Raw genomic sequence first — 22,382 nt, 5'->3', positions numbered from 1 at the left:
CCCAGACCCGATCGGAGCCCAGTTCCATGACATCGCTGCCCATCTCGATCGACAGGATCCGCAAGGTTTACGGAAACTTCGTCGCTCTCGACAATGTCTCGCTGGAGATCCGTTCGGGTGAATTCCTGACCTTGCTGGGGCCTTCCGGCTCGGGCAAGACCACGCTGCTGATGGCGCTGGCCGGGTTCGCCCGGCCGGATGCCGGACATCTGCGCATCGCCGGGCGCGACATTACCCGGCTGGCCCCCAACCGGCGCGACATCGGCATCGTCTTTCAGAATTACGCGCTGTTTCCGCATATGTCGGTGCTGGCGAATGTCGAATACCCGCTGCGGCTGCGCAAGATCGCCAAGGCCGAAGCCCGCGACCGCGCCATGGCCGCGCTGGAGCGGGTCAAGCTTGGCGGATTCGGCGATCGCGATATTGCCGCGCTTTCGGGCGGTCAGCGTCAGCGCGTGGCTTTGGCCCGCGCCATCGTCTTCGAGCCACGCATCATGCTGATGGATGAGCCGCTGTCGGCGCTGGACAAGAACCTGCGCGAACATATGCAGTTCGAGATCCGCAAGCTGCATGACGATCTGGGCATCACCACGATCTATGTGACCCATGACCAGCGCGAGGCGCTGACCATGTCGGACCGCATCGCCGTGATGAATGCCGGTCGCATCCAGCAGATCGACACCCCCGATGAGATCTATCACCGCCCCCGCACCCGCTTTGTCGCTGAATTCATGGGCGAGGCGAACATCCTGCCGGGAACCGCCCTGCAGCCGCAGGGGGTCGCCACCGATGACAGCCTGATGATCCGCGCCGAAAGCTTTCATCTGCAACCGCTGGAAGGTCCGCAGGTCTGGATCAGCGGCTGTCTGACCGCAAAGGCGTTTCGCGGCGAAAACTGGCTGCTGCAGATCCTTGTCGGCGACCGCGAGGTGCTGCTGAGCATTCCCGCCACCCGCGCGCAAGGCTGCGAGGCGCTGACCCCCGGCACCCAGATCACCGCATGGGCCGCCCGCGACCGTCTGCATGTCTTTGCCCCCGAAACCGACACCCTGCCCGAGGCCGCGGCATGAGCGACGCGCAAGCCACGCTGCTGCAACGCGACGCCCGGCGCGAGCGGCTGTTCTTTCTGTCCATGTCGCTGCCGGCGATGATCCTTGTGGGCATCTGCGCGCTGATCCCGGTGGTCTGGATCGTGCAGCAATCCTTTCGTACGCTGGCGGGCGATTACACGCTGGAGAATTACGAAAAGCTGCTGACCAGCCCGCTGACATGGCGCGCGCTGCGCGTCACGCTGGAACTGTCCGGCGCGACGCTGGCAATCTGTCTGTTGCTGGGCGTGCCGCTGGCTTTCGTGCTGGCCACCACCTCGACCAAGGTGGCCAACCGGCTGATGGTGCTGATCCTGCTGCCGCTATGGACCTCGATACTGGTGCGGACCTATGGCTGGCTGGTGCTGCTGCGCAACGAAGGGCTGATCAACAAGGCGCTGCTGGGCTCCGGACTGGTGTCGGAACCGCTGCCGCTGATCTATAACTTCACCGGCACGCTGATCGGCATGGTGCATTACATGCTGCCACTGTTCGTGCTACCGACCTATGCGGCGATGCGCGACATCGACAGCAATGCACTGCGCGCCGCCGCAAGCATGGGCGCAAGCCTGTGGCGCAGCTTCTGGACGGTGATCCTGCCGCTGTCGATGGGCGGCATCATCTCGGGCGGGACCATCGTCTTCATCTATACGCTGGGCTTTTTCATCACCCCCGCCATCCTTGGCGGCGGCAAGGTCGCCCCCATTGCCATCCGGATGGAGCGCACGCTGTCCACCTTCCAGAACTGGGGCGCGGCCAGCGCGCTTGGCGTCCTGCTTCTGGTGCTTGTCGCGCTGGTCGCGGCCATCTTACTTGGCGCGGCCCGGCTGCTGCGCCGCCAGCGGATCGGAGCCTGATGATGCTTGACGCCTATCCCGACGCCCGGATCGGACGGGTTCTTCTGTGGGTGCTGGCCGCGCTGGTGCTGGCCTTTCTGGTGCTGCCGACGCTGGTCGTGGTGCCGCTGTCGTTTTCCGGCTCGGACCTGCTGGAATTTCCGCCGCGCAGCCTGTCGCTGCGCTGGTATGAGAATTTCTTCGGCTCGGGCGCGTGGATGGCGGCCTTGCGCACCAGTCTGGGGCTGGGGCTGCTGACGGCACTTGTCGCCGTGCCGCTGGGATTTCTGTGCTGCGTCGGCATGAACCGGCTGGGCGGGTCGTGGTCGCGGGCGATCTATGGCTATGTGCTGATGCCGTCGGTCGTGCCGGGGATCCTGCTGGCCATCGGGCTGTTCTTCGTGCTGGCCAAGGCCAAGCTGATCGGCACGCTGACCGGGGTTCTGGTCGGACATGCGGTGCTGGCCATTCCGGTCGTGTCCATCGTGCTGGCTCCGGCGGTCAACCGCTTCGACTGGGGACAGGCCATGGCGGCGCGCAGTCTTGGCGCGGGCTGGGCGCGGGTTCTGGGCGGGATCGTGCTGCCGCAACTGCGCTTTTCGCTGCTGACGGCGGCGCTGATGGCCTTTCTGACCTCATTGGATGAGGCGGTGATTTCGATTTTCGTGTCCAGCGGCGCAAACAGCACGCTGCCCAAGTTGATGTTTCTGTCCCTGCGCGACCAGATCGACCCGACCATCGCCGCCATTTCGACGCTGTGGACCATGCTGATCGTCGGGCTGGTGCTGTTCATGAACGCGCGGCAGAAATGACCGCCGCGCCGATATCCGACCCCATTTCGACCGCCGGAGACCCCACGATGACATCCACCCCGATCCCGCAGGTCGATCTTGCCCTGATCACCGGCTCTGCCAATTGGGGCATCGCCATCCCCGAGGACGTGGCGATGGACGGCATCGACCTGATCGCCCGCGATCTCAGCTTCCAGACGCCATGGGGCCCCAGCGACAACTGGAAACTGTTCCGGATGGATGGCGCGATCACCGTGGACGGGCAGACCCGGCAGGCGCTGTGCATGTATTCGCATGGCAATCCGCGCGACCATATCGACCACGAATGCCACCGCCGCGCCTATTGGGTGCTGCAACAGGCGGGCGTCCGGCGCATTCTGGCATGTTCGACGCTAGGCGCGGTAAATCGGGCCATCCAGCCGGGTGATCTGGCCATTCCGGCCGATGTGATCGAACTGACCCAGACCCCCTATTCGCTGCTGCCCGGACGCCAGCGTTTTGACGCCAGCGGCAAGCGGATCATCTGCGCGGACGGCGCCCGGACGCTGGCAGCCTTGGCCGAGGCAGTCTGGCCACAGGGACGGCGGGTGCATGGCATCGAACAGGGGCTGGTGGCCGGGCATTCCTATGGCCCGCGCCTGACCACCCCGGCCGAGGCGATGGCCTTTCGCACGCTGGGCGCCGATGTGCTGAACCATTCGCTGGCGATCGAGGCGACGCTGGCCCGCGAAATCGGCGCCTGCTTCGTGCCTCTGGCCTATGTCACGGCGGGGATGAACGATTACATGGACCGCAGCACCGGCGCGCTGCTGCAACAGGATGTGCTGTCGGGCCTGCAGATGCTGAGCTCGACACTGGCGCTGGCGGTGCTAGCGGCGATGACGCCTGTCTGCCCCTGCGGCTGCGATGCGCAACTGGCCCCGCAGCCCGAAAGCCGCCACGCCCGCTGGTGACATCCGGGCCGGGCCACCTGCTTGAGTTCACCTTGCGGTCATGCCACATGGTTGCGATCACAATCACAAGGATCGCCCATGACCGAACAGCCGCGCCGCGGTCCCGGCCGTCCCCGCGAAAGCGCCGATCTTCGCGATGTCATTCTGGACACGGCGGAACATTCCTTTGCCGAACACGGCTTCAAGGGCGCGACCCTGCGCGACATTGCCGGGGCGGCGCAGGTCAATCAGGCGATGATCCGCTATTACTTCGGCACCAAGGAACAGCTTTTCGACGAGGTGTTCCGGCGTCGCGGCAGCGCGCTGTCCGGGCAGCGCCATCTGCTGCTGGACCGGCTGCTGGCCGACAGCGCCAGCCCCTCGGTCGAGGACATCATCCATGCCTATCTGAAGCCGCAATGGGACATGAAATACAGCGGCCCCGGCGGCGCGGCCTTCGTGCGGCTGCAAGCCCGCCTTCATGCCGAGCCCGAAGAACATGCCCTGCGGCGGCGGCGCGAGGTCTATGACGAATCGGTCAAGCGCTATGTGCAGGCGCTGACCGGCGCGCTGCCGCATCTGGACCGCGACACGATCAGCATCCGCATGTCCTTTCTGGTCGGCGCCTACATGTTCATGCTGAACGATCTGGGGCGGCTGGGCGATCTGACCGACGGACATGTCGTCGATATGGGCAAGACCGAGATGATGGACCAGCTTGTGCGCTTTCTTTCAGCAGGTCTTCGCGCCTGAAAAAATTTTCGTTGTAATTATTCATTCGTATAATTACCGTCGCAGGCAACCAAGCCAAAGAGAGCTCCCCATGACCCCCATCCGCATCGGGCAGATCGTCCCCAGCTCGAACGTCACCATGGAAACCGAAATCCCCGCGCTGCTGAAAGCGCGCGAGATGGTCGCCCCGGAACGCTTCACCTTCCATTCCTCGCGGATGCGCATGAAGCATGTGACCAAGGACGAGCTGTCCAAGATGGATGCCGACAGCGACCGCTGCGCGCTGGAACTGTCGGATGCCAAGGTCAGCGTCATGGGCTATGCCTGCCTTGTCGCGATCATGTCGATGGGTCTGGGCTATCACCGCGCCTCGCAAGAGCGGCTGACCAAGGTGGTGCGCAGCAATGACAGCGACGGGGCCGTGGTGAATTCGGCCGGGGCGCTGATCGACGGGCTGAAAGCGCTTGGCGCGAAAAAGGTCGCGGTGGTCACGCCCTATATGAAGCCGCTGACCGAAATGGTGGTCGAGTACATCCGCGCCGAAGGTTTCGAGGTCGTGGATTACCGCGCGCTGGAAATTCAGGACAATCTGGCGGTTGCCGCGCATGATCCGATGAACCTGCCGGGCATCGTCGCGGGCATGGACACGGCGGATGCCGATGTGATCGTGCTGTCGGCCTGTGTGCAGATGCCCTCGCTGCCCGCGATCTCGGTCGTCGAGGCGCAATCGGGCAAGCCGGTGCTCAGCGCCGCCGTCGCGACCACATGGTCGATGCTGAAATCGCTGGACCTGCCGACCCGCGTTCCGGGTGGCGGTGCCTTGCTGTCGGGGGCTTACTGATGCGCGGCTATAACGTTCACGCCAACGGCATCCGCCAGCATCTGCTGCATTACAAGGGCAACGGCCCGGAACTGCTGCTGATACCCGGCATCACCTCGCCCGCGATCACATGGGGCTTTGTCGCCGAGCGTCTGACCGCCAGTTTCGACGTGCATGTGCTGGACGTGCGCGGGCGCGGCCTGTCGGAAGCGGGCGATCTGGATTACTCGCTGGACGCCATGGCGGATGACGCCATCGCGCTGGCTGGCGGGATGGACAGCCCGATCGTGCTGGGCCATTCGATGGGCGCGCGCATTGCCATCCGTGCCGCGCGGAAATCGCCCGCGCCGTTTTCCGGCCTGATCCTGGTGGATCCGCCGGTCTCGGGTCCGGGGCGTCGCGGCTATCCGGCGCAATGGCCGTGGTATGGCGATTCCATCCGCATGGCGCAAAAGGGCTGCTCGGCCGAGGAGATGCGCAAGTTCTGCCCGACCTGGACCGACGAACAGGTCGCACTGCGGGCCGAATGGCTGCACACCTGCCACTGGGGCGCGATCAAGACCGCCTTCGACGGCTTCCATGTCGATGACATCCACGCCGACCTGCCCGAAATCAGCCTGCCCATGCGGCTGGTCGTCGCTGGTGGCGCGCAGGTGATCCAGCCGCAGGACGTGGCCGAGATCCAGGGTCTGGTGCCAAAGATCGAAATCCGCACCGTCGAAAAGGCGGGCCACATGATTCCGTGGGATGACCTTGACGGGTTCATTGCCGCGGTCAGCGACTTCAAGACAGGGAAGTAGAAAATGGACCATACGAGTTTCACGGAAATCTGTCTTCACCAACTGAAGATGTCGGGCGTGCGCAATGGCGAACGTCTGATCGTGCTGACGCAGGGCAATGATCGTCTGGACTATGCCGACGCCTTCATGGCCGCCGGTCAGCGTCTGGGCGCGCAGATGTATCACATGCGCCTGCCCGCGCCGCTGCCAAGCGCCGAATGGTCGGTGGGCGTCACCGGCCTTGCCGCCATGCCCGAAGCGGTCGAGGCGCTGAAGGCCTGCGACATGCTGATCGACTGCATCTTCCTGCTGTTCAGCCCCGAACAATTCGCCATTCAGGCCGCAGGCACCCGCATCCTGACCGCCGTCGAGCCGCCGGAACTGCTGGCGCGGATGCTGCCTTATCCGGAGCTGCGCGAAAAGGTGACCATCGCCGCCGATCTGCTGGACCGCGCCAAGGTGATGCGCATCACCTCGCCGCATGGCACGGATGTGACCTACAAGCTGAACACCTATGAGACGGTGGCGGAATATGCCTGCACCGACACGCCCGGTCGCTGGGATCACTGGCCCTCGGGCTTCGTGTTCACGGGCGGGGACGATGACGGCGTGGATGGCCAGATCGTCGTCGCACCCGGCGACATCCTGCTGCCGCAGAACCTGATGGTCCGCGAGCCGATCACCTATACCATCGAAAAAGGCTGGATCACCGATATTCGCGGCGGGCTGGAAGCGCAGATCGTCAAGGAATACATGGCCGCCTTCAACGACAAGCGCGGCTTCGGCATGAGCCATGTCGGCTGGGGCATGAACCCGAATGCGAAATGGCACAACTTCGTGCCCGGCACCTTCGAGGGCGGCATGGGCATGGAGCCGCGCAGCTTCTATGGCAACGTCATGTTCTCGACCGGGCCGAACAATGAGCTGGGCGGACCGAACGACACCGCCTGCCATCTGGACATCCCGATGCGCGGCTGTTCGTTGTTCCTTGACGATGAGGCGGTCGTGATCGACGGCGATGTTGTCGTCAAGGACATCCAGATGAGCCGCAACTGACGCATCCGCGGCCCCTTCGGGGGCCGCTTTCGCCAAGGATAACAAGAATGTCGCAAGAACAGGTCTATTCCGCCGCGGGCTTTGGCGCTGCGGTGCCGCGCGGCACGCGTCCCGCCGTCGTGGTCGTCGATTTCAGCTATGGCTTCACCGACCTGCAATATCCGACCGCCTCGGATGCCAGCGCGCAGATGGCGCGGACCCGGCAGATCTGCGATCTGGCGCGCGCCAAGGGCCATCCGGTGATCTTTTCCACCATCGCTTATCACCCCGGCGAGGTCGACAAGCTGCCATGGCTGAAAAAGGCCACCGGCATGGCCGCGCTGATCGAGGGCACGCGGCTGGTCGAAATCGACGCCGCCACCGGCATCCAGCCGCAAGATGCCATCGTGGTGAAAAAGGGCGCATCATCGTTTTTCGGCTCGACGCTGGCCGCGCTGCTGGCGGGGGCGAATGTGGACACGCTGATCGTGACCGGAGCCACCACCTCGGGCTGCGTGCGCGCCACCGTGGTGGACGCGGTGCAATCGGGCTTTAACGTGCTGGTGCCCGCCGATTGCTGCGCCGACCGCGCGCAGGCCCCGCATGACGCCAATCTGTATGACATGAACCAGAAATACGCCGATGTCACCGACGCCGCCGATATTCTGGCATGGCTTAAGGGGCTGGCGTGATCCCCCGGTCCGCGCCGTGACCGGCAAGGGCCTGACGCGCCCGGTCCGGCAGGACGGGTTCGACGGCGATCCGGCGACGCTGGACCCGTGGCGCGCCGCCCTTGCCTGTGACGGCGATCTGGTCTTTGCGGTTCTGGTCGCTACGCACGGTCCCGCCTATCGCAATCCCGGCGCAACCATGGTCATCGACCCGCAGGGCCGTTACGCCGGGGCCATCACCTCGGGCTGCATCGAAAGCGATATCGTTCTGCGCGCCGCACAGGTGCGCGCCGATGGCCAGTCCCTGCATCTGCGTTACGGCGCGGGCTCGCCCTATATGGATCTGCGGCTGCCCTGCGGCGGCGCGATCGAGGTGCTGCTGTTCAGATCCCGCGACCGCCAGACGCTGCGCGCGCTTCAGACCGCGCGCGAGGCGCGTCAGCCCGTGGCGCTGCGCATCCACAGACATGGCGATCTGGCCCTGTCCGACTGGCAGCCCTCGGCCTTTGGTCAGACGCAGATCGTGCTTGGCTTCCGCCCCGAGATCAGCTTCGCGATCTTCGGCACCGGGGCCGAGGCCACGGTGTTCGCCCGCCTTGTCAACGGGATGGGCTATGCGCACACGCTGTTCAGCCACGATCAGCGCGCGGTTCAGGCCGCGCAGCGTCATGGCAGTGCCGCGCAGCTGCTGTCGCGGCCCGTAGATTACCGGCTGGCACAGGCCGACCGCGATACGGCGGTGGTGCTGATGTATCACGACCATGATTATGAGCCGGAAATCATCCGCAGCGCGCTGGCGACGCCCGCCTTTTACATCGGCGCGCAAGGCAGCCGCGCCACGCAGGCCGCGCGGCTGGCCCGGTTGTCGGCGCAGGGCGTGCCCGATGACCAACTGGCCCGCATCCGTGGCCCCATTGGCCTGATCCCCTCATCCCGCGATCCGAAATCGCTGGCAATCTCGGTTCTGGCCGAGGTGCTGAACGTCCATTCCAGCCAATCCACCCCCTTGCCACACCCCACCACAAGCCTACCCCCTGCCACCCTGCCGAGAGCCTGATGTTTTACCGCACCGCCGACCCGCTGCCGCTTCCGCGTGATCCCTTCACGGCCATCGTCTCACCCCGGCCCATCGCGTGGATCACGACGCGGGGCGCGGATGGCCGGATGAACCTTGCGCCCTATTCCTTCTTCAACGCCGTGGCCTATACACCACCGCAGGTCGTCGTCTCATCTGTCGGGGACAAGCCTGACCGGATGCAGGGCAAGGACACCCTGTCCCATATCCTTGAAACCGGCAGCTTCTGCATCAACATCGCGGGCTATGAGGACCGCGAGGCGCTGAACCAAAGCTCGGCCAATTACGGCGCCGATGTCGATGAGGCGGCGTTGCTGGGGCTGGCCACGGCGGAATGTCAGGTGATCGACTGCCCCCGTCTGGCGCAGGCCCCCGCCGCGCTGGAATGCCGCCTGACGCAGATCGTCCCGCTGGACGGCGCGGCGAACCGGCTGGTCATTGCCCGGGTCGAGGCGGTGCATCTGCGTGACGACTGCCTGCAGGATGGGCGGTTCGACGTGACGCGATACCGCCCGCTGACCCGGCTGGGCTATTCGGATTTCGGCGCGGTCGATCAGGTCTTCCGCATGAAGCGCCCGCAGGTCTAGGCCGGGTTCGGATGCCGAAAATCGCTTGTCTGCAAACGATCAGCAGATTTTCTGCAACAAGGCGGTCAACGTCGCGCGCTCATAGGGTTCCAGCGGCGCAAGCGTCTGCTGGGTGATTTCGGCCATGATCGGCGTGACCTCGGCCAGCAGCGCCCGGCCCTCTTCGGTGGTCGACAACATGTGGCGGCGCTTGTCATCCTTGTCCACGCGGCTGACGATCAGCCCGCGTTCCTTCAGCCGCAGCACCACGCCCTTGGTCGTCGCCGCATCCATGGCGACCATCCGTCCCAGCGCGTTCTGCGACACGGGCGTCGGTTCGGCCGCAAGCCGGTGCAGAATCGAGAACTGCACCGCCGTCAGCCGCCCGCCGATGCGTTCGGCGCAGATGGCCATATGCCGCTGATAGGCTTTGCGCAGCAGGAACCCCACCTGATCGTCCAGCTTATATGCAAGAAAAGATGCTTCCGTCATTCAACGTCCATTTGCGTCATGCCATGACCTAATGCCGCCCGGCGACTGTCCTGCGCAAGTCTCTTTGCGTGTATTTGGCGCGGAAAAAATGTGCAGGATGAAAAGATAGGCATCATCTGGGCAATTTTTATTTGTATACATTCAATTTTGAATTAGCATCCGGTTTCAGCCTGCAAGCCAAGAGAACACCGTGAGACCTGATCTGGAATTCAACCTGAATGGCCAAAGCTGCCGGGCCTCGGTCGGGGCGCACAGCCTGCTTCTGGATCTGCTGCGCGATGAATTCAAGTTGAACGGGCCGAAATACGGCTGCGGCATGGCGCAATGCGGGGCCTGCACGGTGCTGGTCGATGGCGCGCCTGCGCGGGCCTGCGTGCTGCGCGCCGCGCGGATCGCGGGCCGGTCGGTGACGACGCTGGAAGGTCTGGCCGATCCGGTCAGTGGGCGGCTGCATCCGGTGCAACAGGGCTTTGTCGATGCACAGGGCGCGCAATGCGGCTATTGCCTGAACGGCATGGTGATGACGGCGGTGGCCTTTCTGGCGCAGAACCCCGACCCCACCGAGACCGACATCCGGCAGGCACTGCGCGACAATCTGTGCCGCTGCGGCACGCATCAGGAAATCGTGGCCTCGGTCGCCCGCGCCGCCGTGCTGATGGCCGGAGGCCGCAATGACTGATGTGCTTCCGGGCCTTGTGTCGGTCTATGACGACCTGCCGGACGGGCGGGTCAGCTTTCTGCATATGGACGAAACCGGCATCGCCACGGGCTTCAACGGCCATGTCGATCTGGGCACCGGCATCGAAACCGCGCTGGCGCAGATCGTGGCCGAAGAGCTGGATCTGCCGCTGGACCGCGTGCGGATCGTGCTGGGCGACACCGCGCGCACGCCCGATCAGGGCGCGACCATCGCCTCCGAGACGATCCAGATCGCTGCCGTGCCCTTGCGCATTGCGGCGGCGCAGCTGCGGGCGTTTCTGCTGGGCGCGGCCTCGCAGCGGCTGAACACGCCGGTCGCCGAATTGCAGATCGACCAAGGCCGCATCAGCGCCGAGGGCGTGGGCAAGGATTACGGCGAACTGATCGCGGGTCTGGATCTGGCCATGCGGCTGGACCCCGAGGTGCCGGTCAAGAACCCCGCCGATTACCGCATCGTCGGCCAGCCGGTCGGGCGGCGCGACCTGCCGCAGAAGGTGACGGGCGCCTTTGGCTATATCCAGGATTTCCGGCTGGACGGCATGCTGCACGGCCATGTCGTCCGCCCGCCCTATTCCGGGCGCGACAGCGGCGATTTCGTGGGCCAAAGCCTTGTTGCGGTGGACGAATCCTCGGTTGCAGATATGCCCGGCCTGATCGCCATCGTGCGCGAGGGCGATTTTCTGGGCGTCGTCGCCGAAACCGCACCGCAGGCGCGCGACATCGCCGAGGCGCTGATCGCCCATTGGCGCATCCCGCCGCCGCTGCCCGACATGTCCGATCTGCACCACAGCCTGAAGGCGCAGCCCTCAAGCTCGCGCCTGCTGGACGGGTCGGGCGATTTCGACCGGGGCATTGCCGCCTGCGGCATCCGGCTGTCGCGCACCTATCTGTGGCCCTATCACGAACATGGCTCGATCGGGCCGTCCTGCGCGGTGGCCGACTGGAACGACGGCCGCCCCGTGGTCTGGAGCGGCACGCAGAACCCGCATATGCTGCGCGGCGATCTGGCGGTGCTGATGCAGCTGGAGCCGCCGCAGATCGAGGTGCGGCGCCTGCAGGCCGCGGGTTGCTATGGCCGCAACTGCGCCGACGATGTCTGCGGCGATGCGCTGCTGATGTCCAAAGCGGTGGGCCGCCCGGTCCGCGTGCAACTGACCCGCGCGCAGGAACATCTGTGGGAACCCAAGGGGGCCGCGCAGCTGATGGAGGTCGAGGGCGGCATCGGCCCGGACGGCGATATCGGCGCCTATGCCATCGACACATGGTATCCCTCGAACCGGGGGCCCAATCTGGCACTGCTGCTGACCGGGCGCATCTCGCCCGAGCCGCGCCCATCGGATATGGGCGACCGCACGATCATCCCGCCCTATCGGGTGCCGAACAAGCGCATCACCGTGCATGACATGGCCCCGGTGGTGCGGGCGGCATGGATGCGCGGCGTCTCGGCCCTGCCCAATACCTTTGCCCATGAAAGCTTCATGGACGAACTGGCGCATGAGGCGGGCGAGGATCCGGTCGCCTTCCGCATCCGCCATCTGGACGACCCGAACGAGGCCGATCTGGTGCGCCGCACCGCCGAAGCGGGTGGCTGGGCCGAACGCAGCGGCCCGCGTTTCCGGTGCGAGGGGCGGATGGCCTATGGTCAGGGCTTTGCCTTCGCCACCTATGTGCATGGCACGTTCCCCGGCAAGGCCGCAGCCTCGGCCGCATGGGTCTGCGATGTCACCGTCGATCTGGAGACGGGCGAGGTCACGCTGACGCGGGTCTTTGTCGGGCAGGATCAGGGGCTGGTCATCAATCCCGATGGCGTGCGCGCGCAGATCCACGGCAATGTCATCCAGACCGCCAGCCGCGCCCTGCGCGAAGAGGTGACGTTCAACGCCATCGTGCCCACGCCGAAAAGCTGGGCGGGCTATCCCATCCAGACCTTCGATGAAGCGCCCCGGATCGAGACCATGCTGATCGAACGCCCCGGCAGCCCGGCGCTTGGCGTCGGCGAAAGTGCGGCGGTTCCGGCGGCGGCGGCCATTGCCAATGCGATCTTTGACGCGACCGGCGTGCGGCTGCGCGAGGCGCCCTTTACGCCGCAAAAGGTCCGCGCGGCGCTTGGCATCCAGCCCCCTGCGCCCACCGCGCTGCCCGGTCCCGTCGCACGGATGCGCCGCGCCCTGGCCACGCACCCGCTGACCCGCGCGATTGCCGCCGTCACCGGCGCGTTGACGCTGGGGGCCATCGCGCTGCCGATCCACTCGGCGATCCCCGCGCAGCGCGCCCCCGCCGCCAGTGTCTTTTCCGCCGACACCATCGAACGCGGACGGCAGGTCTTTGCGGTCGGCGATTGCGCCGTCTGCCACACGGCCGAGGGCGGGCTGGCCAATGCGGGCGGGCGCGGCATGCAGACGCCCTTCGGCACGGTCTATACCACCAACCTGACGCCCGATCCCGAAACGGGTCTGGGCAACTGGTCCTTTGCCGCGTTTGAACGCGCGATGCGCCACGGCATCAGCCGGGACGGCAAGAACCTGTATCCCGCATTCCCCTATACCGCCTTCGCCAAGATCGACGATGGCGACATGTATGCGCTTTACGCCTATCTGCAGACGCTGCCTGCTGTAGCGTCCGAAACGCCCCGTTCGACCATGCTGGCGCCGACGAACCTGCGTCCGGTGAATGCCGCGTGGAACCTGATGTTTCACGACCCGAAGCCCCTGCAAAACGATCCGGCGCAATCGGCGGACTGGAACCGCGGCCGCTATCTGGTCGAGGCGGCGGGCCATTGCAGCGCCTGCCACACGCCCCGCAACCTGATGGGTGCCGAGAAATCGGGCCGGGATGCCTATGGCGGTGCGCTGATCGACGATTGGTGGGCCCCGGCGCTGTCGGGGGTGGCTGCGGGATCGCGCGGTTGGGATCAGGACAGCCTTTATACCTATCTGCGCAACGGCCACGCACCGGGCATCGCCAGCGCCTCGGGTCCGATGGCCGAAGTGGTCCACAGCCTGCAAGGCGTTCCCGATCAGGACCTGCGCGCCATGTCGGTCTATCTGGCATCGCTGGTGACCCCGGCCCCGCTGCGCGCGGTGACGCCAGCGGATGTGCCGCCCGGTCCGGGCGCGGCCACGTTCCGCGCCGCCTGCGCAAGCTGCCATGCGCCGGGCCTGCCGGGCGCGGTCACAGCGGCGCAGGTCGATCTGACGCAATCGGCGGCCATCCGCGCGCCCATGCGCGACGGGCTGATGACCGTGATCCGCGACGGGATCGAGGCTCCGCTGGATATGGACCTGCGCGACATGCCGGGATTCGCGCAGGAACTGGACGCCAGCCAGTTGCGCGAGCTGACCGACTATCTGCGCGCGCGCTATGCCCCGGATCTGCCAGCCTGGCCGTGATTGCTTGTGTGGCAACAGTTGCCGCATCTGCCCAGAACTTCATCTGCCGCGAAAATTATGCCCGCAAACGGACAAGAAAAATGCTGACAGGTCATAATTGGGTGTATACGAATGAATAAACATGAACTCGGAGACTGACGTGCAAACAGAGCAGATTGACATCGCCGTAATCGGGGCGGGCCTTGGCGGTGCTGCCGCTGCCGCTCTGCTGGAGGCGGAAGGCTTCAAGGTCGACGTGTTCGAGCAGGCCCCGGAATTTGTCCGGCTGGGCGCGGGCATCCATATCGGCCCGAACGTGATGAAGATCTTCCGCAAGCTGGGTCTGGAAGACCGTCTTGCAGGCATCGGCGCGCATCCCGATTTCTGGTTTTCCCGCGACGGGCGGACCGGCGAATACCTGTCGCGCATCAAGCTGGGCGATTTCGCCAAAAGCGAATACGGCGCGCCCTATATCACCATCCACCGGGGCGACCTTCACGCCGAACAGATCGCGATCCTGCCCAAGGAACGCCTGCATTTCGACCACCGCTTGACCGATATCGAAGAGCGCGAGGACCACGTCCTGCTGAGCTTTGCCAATGGCAAGCAGGTGGCGGCCAAGCTGGTGATCGGCGCGGACGGCATCAACTCGGCCATCCGCGAAAAGCTGCTGGGCGTCGAAAAGCCGCGCTTCTCGGGCTGGATCGGGCATCGCGCGCTGGTCGATATGGACAAGCTGCGCGCCACCGGGCTGGAATACGAACGCTGCGTGAAATGGTGGTGGGAACAGTCGCGCCACATCATGGCCTATGCCACCAAGGGCGATGACAGCGAATATTACTATGTCACCGGCGTCCCCGTGGACAGCTGGAACCACACCGAAGGCTTCGTCGACAGCTCGCGCGAGGAGATGGAGGCGATCTTTGGCGACAACGCCCATCCGATGGTGCGCGGCCTGATCGACGCCACGACCGAGGTGACGAAATGGCCGTTCTGGAACCGCGACCCGATGAGCCTGTGGAGCCAGGGCCGCCTGTGCATGCTGGGCGATGCCTGCCATCCCATGCGCCCGCATATGGCGCAGGGCGCCTGCATGGCGATCGAGGATGCGGCCGTGCTAGCGCGTTCGCTGACCCTGACCGGGGCCGAGGATTACAAGACCGCCTTCAAGATCTATGAAAATGCCCGCCGCGAACGGGCGACCAAGGTTCAGACCATCTCGAACGCCAATACCTGGCTGAAACAGCCGGAAGATCCGGCATGGGTCTATGCCTATGACCCGCTGACGGTCGAACTGACCTGATACTCCCGCCCGGCTGTGGATGCATCGCAGCCGGGCGTCCGCCTGCCTCACATGACCCGCGGGGAGGCGGGGTAACACGATGCATAAGCAGGGAAAATAATGTCATCTCCAACAATCTCCGTCGAACAGGGCATCCAAGCCGCTGGCGTCGGCAAATTCCAGTATCGCCTGTTCATCATCTTCGGCCTTGTCTGGCTGGCCGATGCAATGCAGGTGCTGTCCATCGGCTTCAGCGCGCCGTCCATCGCTGCGACCTTCGGCATCACCGTGCCGCAGGCTTTGTCCACCGGAACGCTGTTCTTTACCGGGATGCTGATCGGCGCCTTCGTGTTCGGCCGCCTTGCCGACCGGATCGGCCGGCGTCCGGTCCTGATGATCGCCGTGGTGATCGACGCGATCTGCGGCGTGGCCTCGGCCTTCGCGCCCGATCTGCAATGGCTTCTGGTGCTGCGCTTTCTGACCGGCATCGGCGTCGGCGGCACGCTGCCGGTGGATTACACCATGATGGCCGAATTCCTGCCCGCATCGCGGCGCGGGCGCTGGCTGGTGCTGCTGGAATCCTTCTGGGCCATCGGCACGATCTTCCTGGCCGTTCTGGCGCTGATCGCAGCCGCCTATGGGCCGGACGCATGGCGGATCATCTTCTTCGTCACCGGCGTGCCTGCGCTGATCGGCGTGGCGCTGCGCTTCTACATCCCGGAATCGCCGCATTTCCTGAACAAGACCGGCAAATCCGCCGAGGCCCATGCCGTCTTGCAGCGCGTGGCCAAGGTCAACCGCTCGACCAACCAAATCGCGCCGCTGACGCCCGAGGTGATGGAGCGCAAATCTGTCTTTGCCCTGTTCGGCTCTGATGTCCGCCGTCGCTCAATCTGTCTGCTCATCGCATGGGCGCTGATCTCGGTCGCCTATTACGGGGTGTTCGTCTATCTGCCGATCAAGATGGCGGGCGAGGGCTTTGCCTTCATGCGCGGTCAGGTCTTCCTGATCCTGCTGGCCGTCGTGCAGCTTCCCGGCTTTGCGCTGGCCGCCTATGGGGTTGAAAAATGGGGCCGCAAGCCGACGCTGGTGGGCTTTCTGATCCTCAGCGCCTTTGGCTGCCTGCTTTACAGCCTTGGCACCAGCGCCTTTGTCGTCGTCGGCTCTAGCCTGCTGCTGAGCTTTGCGCTGCTGGGCACATGGGGGGCGCTCTATGCCTTCACGCCCGAGGTCTATCCCACCGGCCTGCGCGCCAGCGGCATGGGCATGGCGGGGGCCATCGCACGCTTTGGCGGGCTGTTCGCGCCCTCGATCGTGGCCCCGGTCATGACCTCGCATTTCACGCTGTCGCTGGCGATGCTTGCGACCTTCCTGGTGGTCGCCGCCGGGGCGATCTGGATGGTGGATGTGGAATCGCGCAACCGCGCGCTGGACTGACCTGACAGCCGAACCGACCTGAAACCGGGGCCGGCCTTCTTATGGGCCGGCCCCTTCGCCATGGCCGCCGCCGCGTTCCCGTTATCCGGCCCCATGCTGGCAATCCTGCCGCGATGTCGCGCCTATTCGCTGGCTGCGGATGGCATTCGTAAAGAAATCGTGAAACCCTTGTGTTCAGGCGCGACTGCGCCGAGTCGAAGCATTCGGCGCCCGATCAAACTCATGAGAAAGGGACGCATGTCACAGACAAGCACATCAGACACCAACGCCGCCGATCCGGGCATCGAGGCCCTGCCGCCGCCCGAAGGCCCCACGCAGATCATCCAGACGGATTACGAAGTCGGTCAGGACAATATCGAGGGCGTGAAACCCGTCGCCTTCGACATCCACAATCCCGTCTTCATGATCTCGGGCATCGCCGTGGTGATCTTTACCGCGGCGACGCTGCTGTTTCCCTCGGCGCTGGGGCCGTTCTTCAGCGGGTTGCGCGATGTGGTCACCGGCAATTTCGACTGGTTCTTCCTGATTGCGGGCAACATCTTCGTGCTGCTGTGCCTTGGCCTGATCCTGTCGCCGCTGGGCTCGGTCCGTCTGGGCGGCCCCGAGGCCACGCCGGATTTCAGCCTGACCGGCTGGTTTTCGATGCTGTTTGCCGCCGGAATGGGCATCGGCCTGATGTTCTATGGCGTCAGCGAGCCCTTGGGCCATTTCACCGCCGCACTGGGCGGGCCGGTGGTCGAAAACGGCGTGCGCACGGATTGGGCGCCATTGGACGGGGCGGCTGGCGACGATATGGGCGCGCGGCGTCTGGCGATGGCCGCCACGATCTTTCACTGGGGCCTGCATCCTTGGGCGATCTATGCGGTGGTGGCGCTGGCGCTGGCACTGTTCGCCTATAACAAGGGTCTGCCGCTCACGCTGCGCTCGGTCTTCTATCCCATTCTGGGCGACCGGGTGTGGGGCTGGCCGGGTCACGTCGTCGACGTGCTGGCGGTGATGGCGACGCTGTTCGGGCTGGCCACCTCGCTGGGGATCGGCGCCGAGCAGGCCTCGGCAGGGTTCCACTTCCTGTTCGGCTGGAGCACGGCGATGACCGCCAAGATCATCCTGATCGTGGTCATCACCGGCATTGCCATGGCCTCGGTCGTGCTGGGCGTGGAAAAAGGCGTCAAGCGCCTGTCCGAGATCAACATGATCCTGGCTGTCCTGCTGCTGCTGTTCGTGATCTTCACCGGGCCGACCTGGCAGATCCTCAGCGGGTTCTTCGGCAATCTGGGCGCATATGCCACGCATATCGTGCCGCTGTCGAACCCCTTTGGCCGCGACGACGACAACTTCCGCCAAGGCTGGACGGCGTTCTATTGGGCGTGGTGGATCAGCTGGTCACCGTTTGTCGGCATGTTCATCGCCCGCGTCTCGCGCGGCCGGACGGTGCGGCAATTCCTGATGGCCGTGCTGATCGTGCCCTCGCTGATCTCGGTCCTGTGGATGACGGCCTTCGGCGGCACCGCGATTACCGAGACGCTGGCCGGTTTCACCGGCGTCACCGACGCGGCGCTGGAGCTGCAACTGTTCCAGATGCTGTCGCAACTGCCGCTGACCGCGATTTCCAGCTTCATCGGCATCGTTCTGGTCATCGTGTTCTTCGTCACCTCGTCGGATTCCGGCTCGCTGGTGATCGACACGATTGCCGCAGGCGGCAAGATCCATGCGCCGGTGGCGCAGCGCGTCTTCTGGTGCAGCCTCGAAGGGCTTGTGGCCATCGCGCTGCTGCTGGGGGGCGGGCTGGCGGCCTTGCAGGCCATGGCCGTTTCGACCGGGCTGCCCTTCACGCTGGTGCTTCTGGGCGCGTGCTGGGCGATCCTGAAGGGCCTGATGGCCGAAAAGCGCCAGCTTTCCTAAGGCGTTCGACCAAAGCGAAATGGGCGGAGACGATCCGCCCATTTCCACATTCCTCGCGGCTGGCACGCCTTAGATGAACGTCAGCCCGATCGAGATGATGATGCCCGACAGCACCAGATGCAGCGTGCAGAACCCCATGATATCCCGCGCCTTCAGGCCCGCGATCCCAAGGATCGGCAGCGCCCAGAACGGCTGCACCATGTTCGTCCAGCTGTCGCCCCACGCGACCGCCATGGCGGCACGGGCGGCATCGACCCCCAGCGCCTCGGCGGCGGGCAGGATGACCGGGGCCTGAATCGCCCATTGCCCGCCGCCCGAGGGCACGAAGAAATTGACCAGCCCCGCGCTCATGAAGGTCCAGAAGGCGAAGGTGTCCGGGGTGGCAAACGAGGTCAGCCAGATCGAGATCGTCTCGGCCAGACCGGAATTCAGCATGATTGCCATGATCCCGGCATAGAACGGGAACTGGATCACGATGCCCGCGCCGCCCTTGACGCCTTCGTTCAGGCTGGCCAGCAAGCGGCGCGGCGTGCCGTGCAGCACGATGGCGACGATCAGAAACAGGAAATTCACCACATTCAGCGTCAGCGTGCCGGAATTGGCGAAATACTGAAACAGATAGGCCAGTCCCGCAGCACCGATCAGCCAGCTGAGAACGCGGCTGTTTTCCATCCGCTCGGCCGGGGTGGTGGCGGCGGTGTCGGTCAGTTCGGGCTCGGCCAGCTTTTCGGGATCGACGAACACCTCTTCGCCGGGCCGCGGCATCATCATGCGGTTGACCAGCGGCACGGCGATGAACAGCGCGATGACGATGAACAGGTTATAGGCGGCAAAGATCGTGCGGTCGGTCGGGATGACGCCGATCACGCCCTCGAACGGGTGCCCGGCCGTGGCAATCGCCAGCGGGACCGAGCCTGCCAGACCGCCATGCCAGACGATGAACCCCGAATAGGCCGAGGCGACCAGCAGCCGGTAATCCACCCGCACCTTGCGGGCCAGCGCCTTGGCAAACAGCGCGCCGACCACCAGACCGAAGCCCCAGTTGATCCAGCTTGCCGTCAGCGACACAAAACTGACCAGCAGGATCGCCGCGCCGGGCGTGCGGGCCAGATCGGCCAGCCGCTCCAGAATGCGCCGCACCAGCGGGGTCGATGCCATCATGTAGCCGGTGACCAGCACCAGCAGCATCTGCATGGCAAAGGACAAAAGCTCCCAGAACCCGGTCCCCCACATCCCGACCACGGCCATGGGCGAATGTCCCTCGATGCCCATGGCTGCGACCATGACGACAAGGGTCAGGATGACGACGAAGATATAGGGGTCGGGCAACCAGCGGTCGACCAGCCGGACCAGGGGCCGGGATATGACGTTCAGCATGTTTCCTCCTCACGCGGTTGCGGCCAAGTGTGAGGGCGCTGGCCGGGGATTCAACCGCAAATCGACCAGACCGCGCAGGCTGGCCGCGCGCGCACCTGCCCGGCACTGGCCCCGCACCCGCCGCCCTGAAAGGTTGACAAACAAGGTCAGGCTCGCAGACATATCCCCAAAAATCGACATTTCTGCGGAGGAAAAATGGATTTGAGCGGTCTGGAAGAGCTGTTGGGCACCATCGGCGGGATCGTATGGGGGCCGTTTCTGCTGATCCCCCTGCTGCTGGGCACGGGCATTTATCTGACGATCCGGCTGGGCGGCATCCAGTTCCTGCGGCTGGGCGCGGCGCTGCGGCTGGGGCTGATCAAGCGGCAGGATGACGGTGCGGAAGGCGACATCTCGCAGTTTCAGGCGCTGACCACGGCCATGGCCGCGACCGTCGGCACCGGCAATATCGTCGGCGTGGCAACCGCCATCGGCATCGGCGGCCCCGGCGCGCTGTTCTGGATGTGGATGACCGCGCTGCTGGGCATGGCCTCGAAATATTCCGAGGCGTTTCTGGGCGTGCGCTTCCGCACCACCGACACCGCAGGCGAGAAATCCGGCGGCCCGCAATATTACCTTGAACGCGGCATCCCCGGCGGCTTCGGCAAGGTGCTGGCGCTGACCTTTTCGGTCTTCGCCGTCTGCGCCTGCTTCGGCATCGGCAATATGACGCAGGGCAATTCCATCGCCTCGAACCTCGAACGCAGCTTTGCCGTGCCGACATGGGCGACGGGGGCGGTGCTGGCGGCGATGACGCTGCTGGTGCTGGTCGGCGGCATCAAATCCATCGGCAAGGTCACGGCGGGCTTCGTGCCGGCGATGATCCTGTTCTATGTGCTGGGCGCGCTGTATATCCTGATCGTCAATATCGCCGACGTGCCTGCGGCCTTTGGCCAGATCTTCGGGCAGGCGTTCACCGGCACGTCGGCTGTCGGGGGCTTTCTGGGCTCGACCATCATGATCGCGGTGCAATACGGCGTGGCGCGCGGCATCTTCTCGAACGAATCCGGCATGGGCTCGGCGGCCATCGCCGCGGCCTCGGCGCAGACGACGCATCCGGTGCGGCAGGGGCTGGTGTCGATGACGCAGACCTTTATCGACACCATCATCGTCGTGACCTGCACCGGGCTGGTCATCGTCACCACCGGCGTCTGGCAAGAGACAGACCCGGCGACGGGCGAACAGATCTCGGCGGCGATCATGACGGGTCAGGCCTTCACGCATGGGCTGCCCGGCCAATGGGGCCACTGGATCGTCACCGTGGGGCTGGTGCTGTTTGCCTATTCCACGATCCTTGGCTGGGCCTATTACGGCGAGCGCAATATCGAACGGCTGGTCGGGCGCGGCGGCGTCATGCCCTTCCGCATCCTGTTCGCGCTGGTGGTCTATTTCGGCTGCACGGTGCAGCTGGGCGTGGTGTGGAACTTCTCGGACGTGATGAACGGGCTGATGGCCATTCCGAACCTGATCGGCCTGTTGATCCTGTCGGGCCTGATCGCGCGCGAGACCCGCCACTATCTGCGCCACGATCCCCGGCTGGAAGCGAACCGCGACCAGATCGAGGCCTTCATGCAGGGCCAGCCGGGATGGGAGGACTGGAAGCGGTCCGAACGCTCGGTCCATCGCTGAGACAACGACATCCCGGCAGCCCCCCTGCCGGGATGTTCCGTTCACCCCAGCCGCCGGGCGCGGGACGTGTCGCGCAAGCAAGGCTTGTATTCGCCCCGGCCAGCGCGCATTCTGGACTTTCCCCACAAGAAAAAAAGGCCCGCCAGACCGCATGTCCGAATCCGAGAAGCTGATCCAGAACCCGCATGCGCTGCGCGACACGCCCGAACGCAATCTTGAAGTCGCCATTGGCCGCGTCGTGCGCGATCTGCGCAAGCGCCAGCGCATGACCGGGTCGGATCTGGCCCAGCAGACCGGCATTTCCATCGGCATGCTGTCCAAGATCGAAAACGGCGTCATCTCGCCCTCGCTCAGCACGCTGCAGGCGCTGGCCAATGCGCTGCGCGTGCCGCTGGTGCAATTGTTCGACGGCTATGCCGAACCGCGCGGGGCCATGCATGTCAAATCCGGCGAAGGCGTCGAAACTCCACGCGCCGGGACGCGGGCCGGGCATCAATACCACCTGCTGGGCCATATCGGCTCGAATAGCTCGGGCGTGGTGGTCGAGCCCTATCTGATCGTGCTGTCCACCGAAAGCGACCGCTTCCCGACCTTCCAGCACGAAGGGATCGAGATGCTGTATATGCTGGAAGGCACCGTCGGCTATCGCCACGGCGAACAGGTCTATCGGCTGGAGCCGGGCGATACGCTGCTGTTTGATGCCGACGCGCCGCATGGTCCGGTGGACCTGATCCAGCTTCCGGCGAAATACCTGTCGATCATCACCTATCCGCAAAGCAAATGAAAAACCGGGCGCCTTGCGGCACCCGGTCCATGGCATCCTGCCCGGCAG

At 65.0% G+C, this 22,382-nt stretch carries 20 protein-coding genes; 18 read left to right on the top strand and 2 right to left on the bottom strand.

Going from position 1 to position 22,382, the window contains the following annotated elements:
• Positions 1-26: 26 nt before the first annotated feature.
• From GL284_RS07435 to GL284_RS07385, 11 genes are all read left to right on the top strand, one after another.
• On the top strand, positions 27-1,070 hold the full coding sequence (locus GL284_RS07435) for an ABC transporter ATP-binding protein (protein ID WP_155043957.1): 1,044 nt from the start codon (positions 27-29) through the stop codon (positions 1,068-1,070).
• On the top strand, positions 1,067-1,945 hold the full coding sequence (locus GL284_RS07430; protein ID WP_155043956.1) for an ABC transporter permease: 879 nt from the start codon (positions 1,067-1,069) through the stop codon (positions 1,943-1,945). The genes GL284_RS07435 and GL284_RS07430 overlap by 4 nt, the downstream gene beginning before the upstream one ends.
• Positions 1,945-2,736 carry an ABC transporter permease gene (locus GL284_RS07425; protein ID WP_230383497.1) on the top strand — a complete coding sequence of 264 codons (792 nt, stop codon included), beginning with the start codon at positions 1,945-1,947 and terminating at the stop codon, positions 2,734-2,736. Before GL284_RS07430 ends, GL284_RS07425 begins: the two co-directional genes overlap by 1 nt.
• Before the next feature lie 47 nt (positions 2,737-2,783).
• A complete protein-coding gene (locus GL284_RS07420) occupies positions 2,784-3,668 on the top strand; it encodes a phosphorylase family protein (RefSeq protein ID WP_155043954.1) in 885 nt (294 codons plus the stop codon).
• A 78-nt stretch (positions 3,669-3,746) separates the two neighbouring features.
• Complete coding sequence (locus GL284_RS07415; RefSeq protein ID WP_155043953.1) at positions 3,747-4,400, top strand: TetR/AcrR family transcriptional regulator; 654 nt, start codon at positions 3,747-3,749, stop codon at positions 4,398-4,400.
• 70 nt (positions 4,401-4,470) lie between these two features.
• Positions 4,471-5,220: a maleate cis-trans isomerase family protein gene (locus GL284_RS07410; protein WP_482811959.1), complete on the top strand. Its 750-nt coding sequence runs from the start codon at positions 4,471-4,473 to the stop codon at positions 5,218-5,220.
• Positions 5,220-5,999: an alpha/beta fold hydrolase gene (locus tag GL284_RS07405; RefSeq protein WP_155043952.1), complete on the top strand. Its 780-nt coding sequence runs from the start codon at positions 5,220-5,222 to the stop codon at positions 5,997-5,999. Before GL284_RS07410 ends, GL284_RS07405 begins: the two co-directional genes overlap by 1 nt.
• A 3-nt stretch (positions 6,000-6,002) precedes the next feature.
• Positions 6,003-7,034 (top strand): 2,5-dihydroxypyridine 5,6-dioxygenase NicX family protein, encoded by a 1,032-nt coding sequence (locus tag GL284_RS07400; protein WP_155043951.1) that lies wholly within the window; start codon positions 6,003-6,005, stop codon positions 7,032-7,034.
• A gap of 47 nt (positions 7,035-7,081) precedes the next feature.
• Complete coding sequence (locus GL284_RS07395) at positions 7,082-7,705, top strand: isochorismatase family protein (RefSeq protein WP_155043950.1); 624 nt, start codon at positions 7,082-7,084, stop codon at positions 7,703-7,705.
• The gene (locus tag GL284_RS07390; RefSeq protein WP_155043949.1) at positions 7,656-8,741 is read left to right on the top strand and encodes an XdhC family protein; all 1,086 of its coding nucleotides are present in this window, start codon (positions 7,656-7,658) and stop codon (positions 8,739-8,741) included. The genes GL284_RS07395 and GL284_RS07390 overlap by 50 nt, the downstream gene beginning before the upstream one ends.
• Entirely contained in the window at positions 8,741-9,346 is a 606-nt protein-coding gene (locus tag GL284_RS07385; protein ID WP_155043948.1) for a flavin reductase family protein, read from the top strand. The genes GL284_RS07390 and GL284_RS07385 overlap by 1 nt, the downstream gene beginning before the upstream one ends.
• 39 nt (positions 9,347-9,385) lie before the next feature.
• On the opposite strand, the gene GL284_RS07380 is transcribed toward GL284_RS07385, so the two are convergent.
• Entirely contained in the window at positions 9,386-9,817 is a 432-nt protein-coding gene (locus GL284_RS07380) for a MarR family winged helix-turn-helix transcriptional regulator (protein ID WP_155043947.1), read from the bottom strand.
• A gap of 190 nt (positions 9,818-10,007) precedes the next feature.
• On the opposite strand from GL284_RS07380, the gene GL284_RS07375 reads away from it, so the two are divergent.
• The 5 genes from GL284_RS07375 to GL284_RS07355 all read left to right on the top strand — a co-directional run bounded on the left by GL284_RS07375 (position 10,008) and on the right by GL284_RS07355 (position 18,505).
• The gene (locus GL284_RS07375) at positions 10,008-10,496 is read left to right on the top strand and encodes a (2Fe-2S)-binding protein (protein WP_341870292.1); all 489 of its coding nucleotides are present in this window, start codon (positions 10,008-10,010) and stop codon (positions 10,494-10,496) included.
• Positions 10,489-13,905, top strand: a complete 3,417-nt coding sequence (locus tag GL284_RS07370) for a molybdopterin cofactor-binding domain-containing protein (RefSeq protein WP_155043946.1) — start codon at positions 10,489-10,491, stop codon at positions 13,903-13,905. The genes GL284_RS07375 and GL284_RS07370 overlap by 8 nt, the downstream gene beginning before the upstream one ends.
• 121 nt (positions 13,906-14,026) lie before the next feature.
• A complete protein-coding gene (locus tag GL284_RS07365; protein WP_155043945.1) occupies positions 14,027-15,187 on the top strand; it encodes an FAD-dependent monooxygenase in 1,161 nt (386 codons plus the stop codon).
• Positions 15,188-15,286: 99 nt separating this feature from the next.
• Positions 15,287-16,603, top strand: a complete 1,317-nt coding sequence (locus GL284_RS07360) for an MFS transporter (RefSeq protein ID WP_155043944.1) — start codon at positions 15,287-15,289, stop codon at positions 16,601-16,603.
• Between the two features lie 237 nt (positions 16,604-16,840).
• Complete coding sequence (locus GL284_RS07355) at positions 16,841-18,505, top strand: BCCT family transporter (protein ID WP_155043943.1); 1,665 nt, start codon at positions 16,841-16,843, stop codon at positions 18,503-18,505.
• Between the two features lie 69 nt (positions 18,506-18,574).
• On the opposite strand, the gene GL284_RS07350 is transcribed toward GL284_RS07355, so the two are convergent.
• Positions 18,575-19,882 (bottom strand): short-chain fatty acid transporter, encoded by a 1,308-nt coding sequence (locus GL284_RS07350; RefSeq protein WP_155043942.1) that lies wholly within the window; start codon positions 19,880-19,882, stop codon positions 18,575-18,577.
• Positions 19,883-20,077: 195 nt separating this feature from the next.
• Between GL284_RS07350 and GL284_RS07345 the strand changes: the two genes are divergently transcribed.
• Together GL284_RS07345 and GL284_RS07340 are read left to right on the top strand one after the other, a co-directional pair.
• Positions 20,078-21,550 (top strand): alanine/glycine:cation symporter family protein, encoded by a 1,473-nt coding sequence (locus tag GL284_RS07345; RefSeq protein ID WP_155043941.1) that lies wholly within the window; start codon positions 20,078-20,080, stop codon positions 21,548-21,550.
• Between the two features lie 151 nt (positions 21,551-21,701).
• Complete coding sequence (locus tag GL284_RS07340) at positions 21,702-22,334, top strand: helix-turn-helix domain-containing protein (RefSeq protein WP_155043940.1); 633 nt, start codon at positions 21,702-21,704, stop codon at positions 22,332-22,334.
• The last annotated feature ends 48 nt before the right edge of the window (positions 22,335-22,382 follow it).

The organism is Paracoccus shanxieyensis (assembly GCF_009711265.1).
Taxonomy (GTDB): Bacteria; Pseudomonadota; Alphaproteobacteria; order Rhodobacterales; family Rhodobacteraceae; genus Paracoccus; species Paracoccus shanxieyensis.
The sequence above is the reverse complement of the archived record's forward strand: the minus strand, read 5'-3'. Positions and strand labels throughout refer to the sequence as shown.

Coding starts and splice junctions, on each gene's coding strand:
- GL284_RS07365 (WP_155043945.1), top strand. CDS start 14,027: ATGAACTCGGAGACTGACGTGCAAACAGAGCAGATTGACATCGCCGTA.
- GL284_RS07415 (WP_155043953.1), top strand. CDS start 3,747: ATGACCGAACAGCCGCGCCGCGGTCCCGGCCGTCCCCGCGAAAGCGCC.
- GL284_RS07370 (WP_155043946.1), top strand. CDS start 10,489: ATGACTGATGTGCTTCCGGGCCTTGTGTCGGTCTATGACGACCTGCCG.
- GL284_RS07425 (WP_230383497.1), top strand. CDS start 1,945: ATGATGCTTGACGCCTATCCCGACGCCCGGATCGGACGGGTTCTTCTG.
- GL284_RS07395 (WP_155043950.1), top strand. CDS start 7,082: ATGTCGCAAGAACAGGTCTATTCCGCCGCGGGCTTTGGCGCTGCGGTG.
- GL284_RS07345 (WP_155043941.1), top strand. CDS start 20,078: ATGGATTTGAGCGGTCTGGAAGAGCTGTTGGGCACCATCGGCGGGATC.
- GL284_RS07340 (WP_155043940.1), top strand. CDS start 21,702: ATGTCCGAATCCGAGAAGCTGATCCAGAACCCGCATGCGCTGCGCGAC.
- GL284_RS07435 (WP_155043957.1), top strand. CDS start 27: ATGACATCGCTGCCCATCTCGATCGACAGGATCCGCAAGGTTTACGGA.
- GL284_RS07380 (WP_155043947.1), bottom strand. CDS start 9,817: ATGACGGAAGCATCTTTTCTTGCATATAAGCTGGACGATCAGGTGGGG.
- GL284_RS07385 (WP_155043948.1), top strand. CDS start 8,741: ATGTTTTACCGCACCGCCGACCCGCTGCCGCTTCCGCGTGATCCCTTC.
- GL284_RS07400 (WP_155043951.1), top strand. CDS start 6,003: ATGGACCATACGAGTTTCACGGAAATCTGTCTTCACCAACTGAAGATG.
- GL284_RS07405 (WP_155043952.1), top strand. CDS start 5,220: ATGCGCGGCTATAACGTTCACGCCAACGGCATCCGCCAGCATCTGCTG.
- GL284_RS07350 (WP_155043942.1), bottom strand. CDS start 19,882: ATGCTGAACGTCATATCCCGGCCCCTGGTCCGGCTGGTCGACCGCTGG.
- GL284_RS07360 (WP_155043944.1), top strand. CDS start 15,287: ATGTCATCTCCAACAATCTCCGTCGAACAGGGCATCCAAGCCGCTGGC.
- GL284_RS07430 (WP_155043956.1), top strand. CDS start 1,067: ATGAGCGACGCGCAAGCCACGCTGCTGCAACGCGACGCCCGGCGCGAG.
- GL284_RS07410 (WP_482811959.1), top strand. CDS start 4,471: ATGACCCCCATCCGCATCGGGCAGATCGTCCCCAGCTCGAACGTCACC.
- GL284_RS07355 (WP_155043943.1), top strand. CDS start 16,841: ATGTCACAGACAAGCACATCAGACACCAACGCCGCCGATCCGGGCATC.
- GL284_RS07420 (WP_155043954.1), top strand. CDS start 2,784: ATGACATCCACCCCGATCCCGCAGGTCGATCTTGCCCTGATCACCGGC.
- GL284_RS07390 (WP_155043949.1), top strand. CDS start 7,656: ATGTCACCGACGCCGCCGATATTCTGGCATGGCTTAAGGGGCTGGCGT.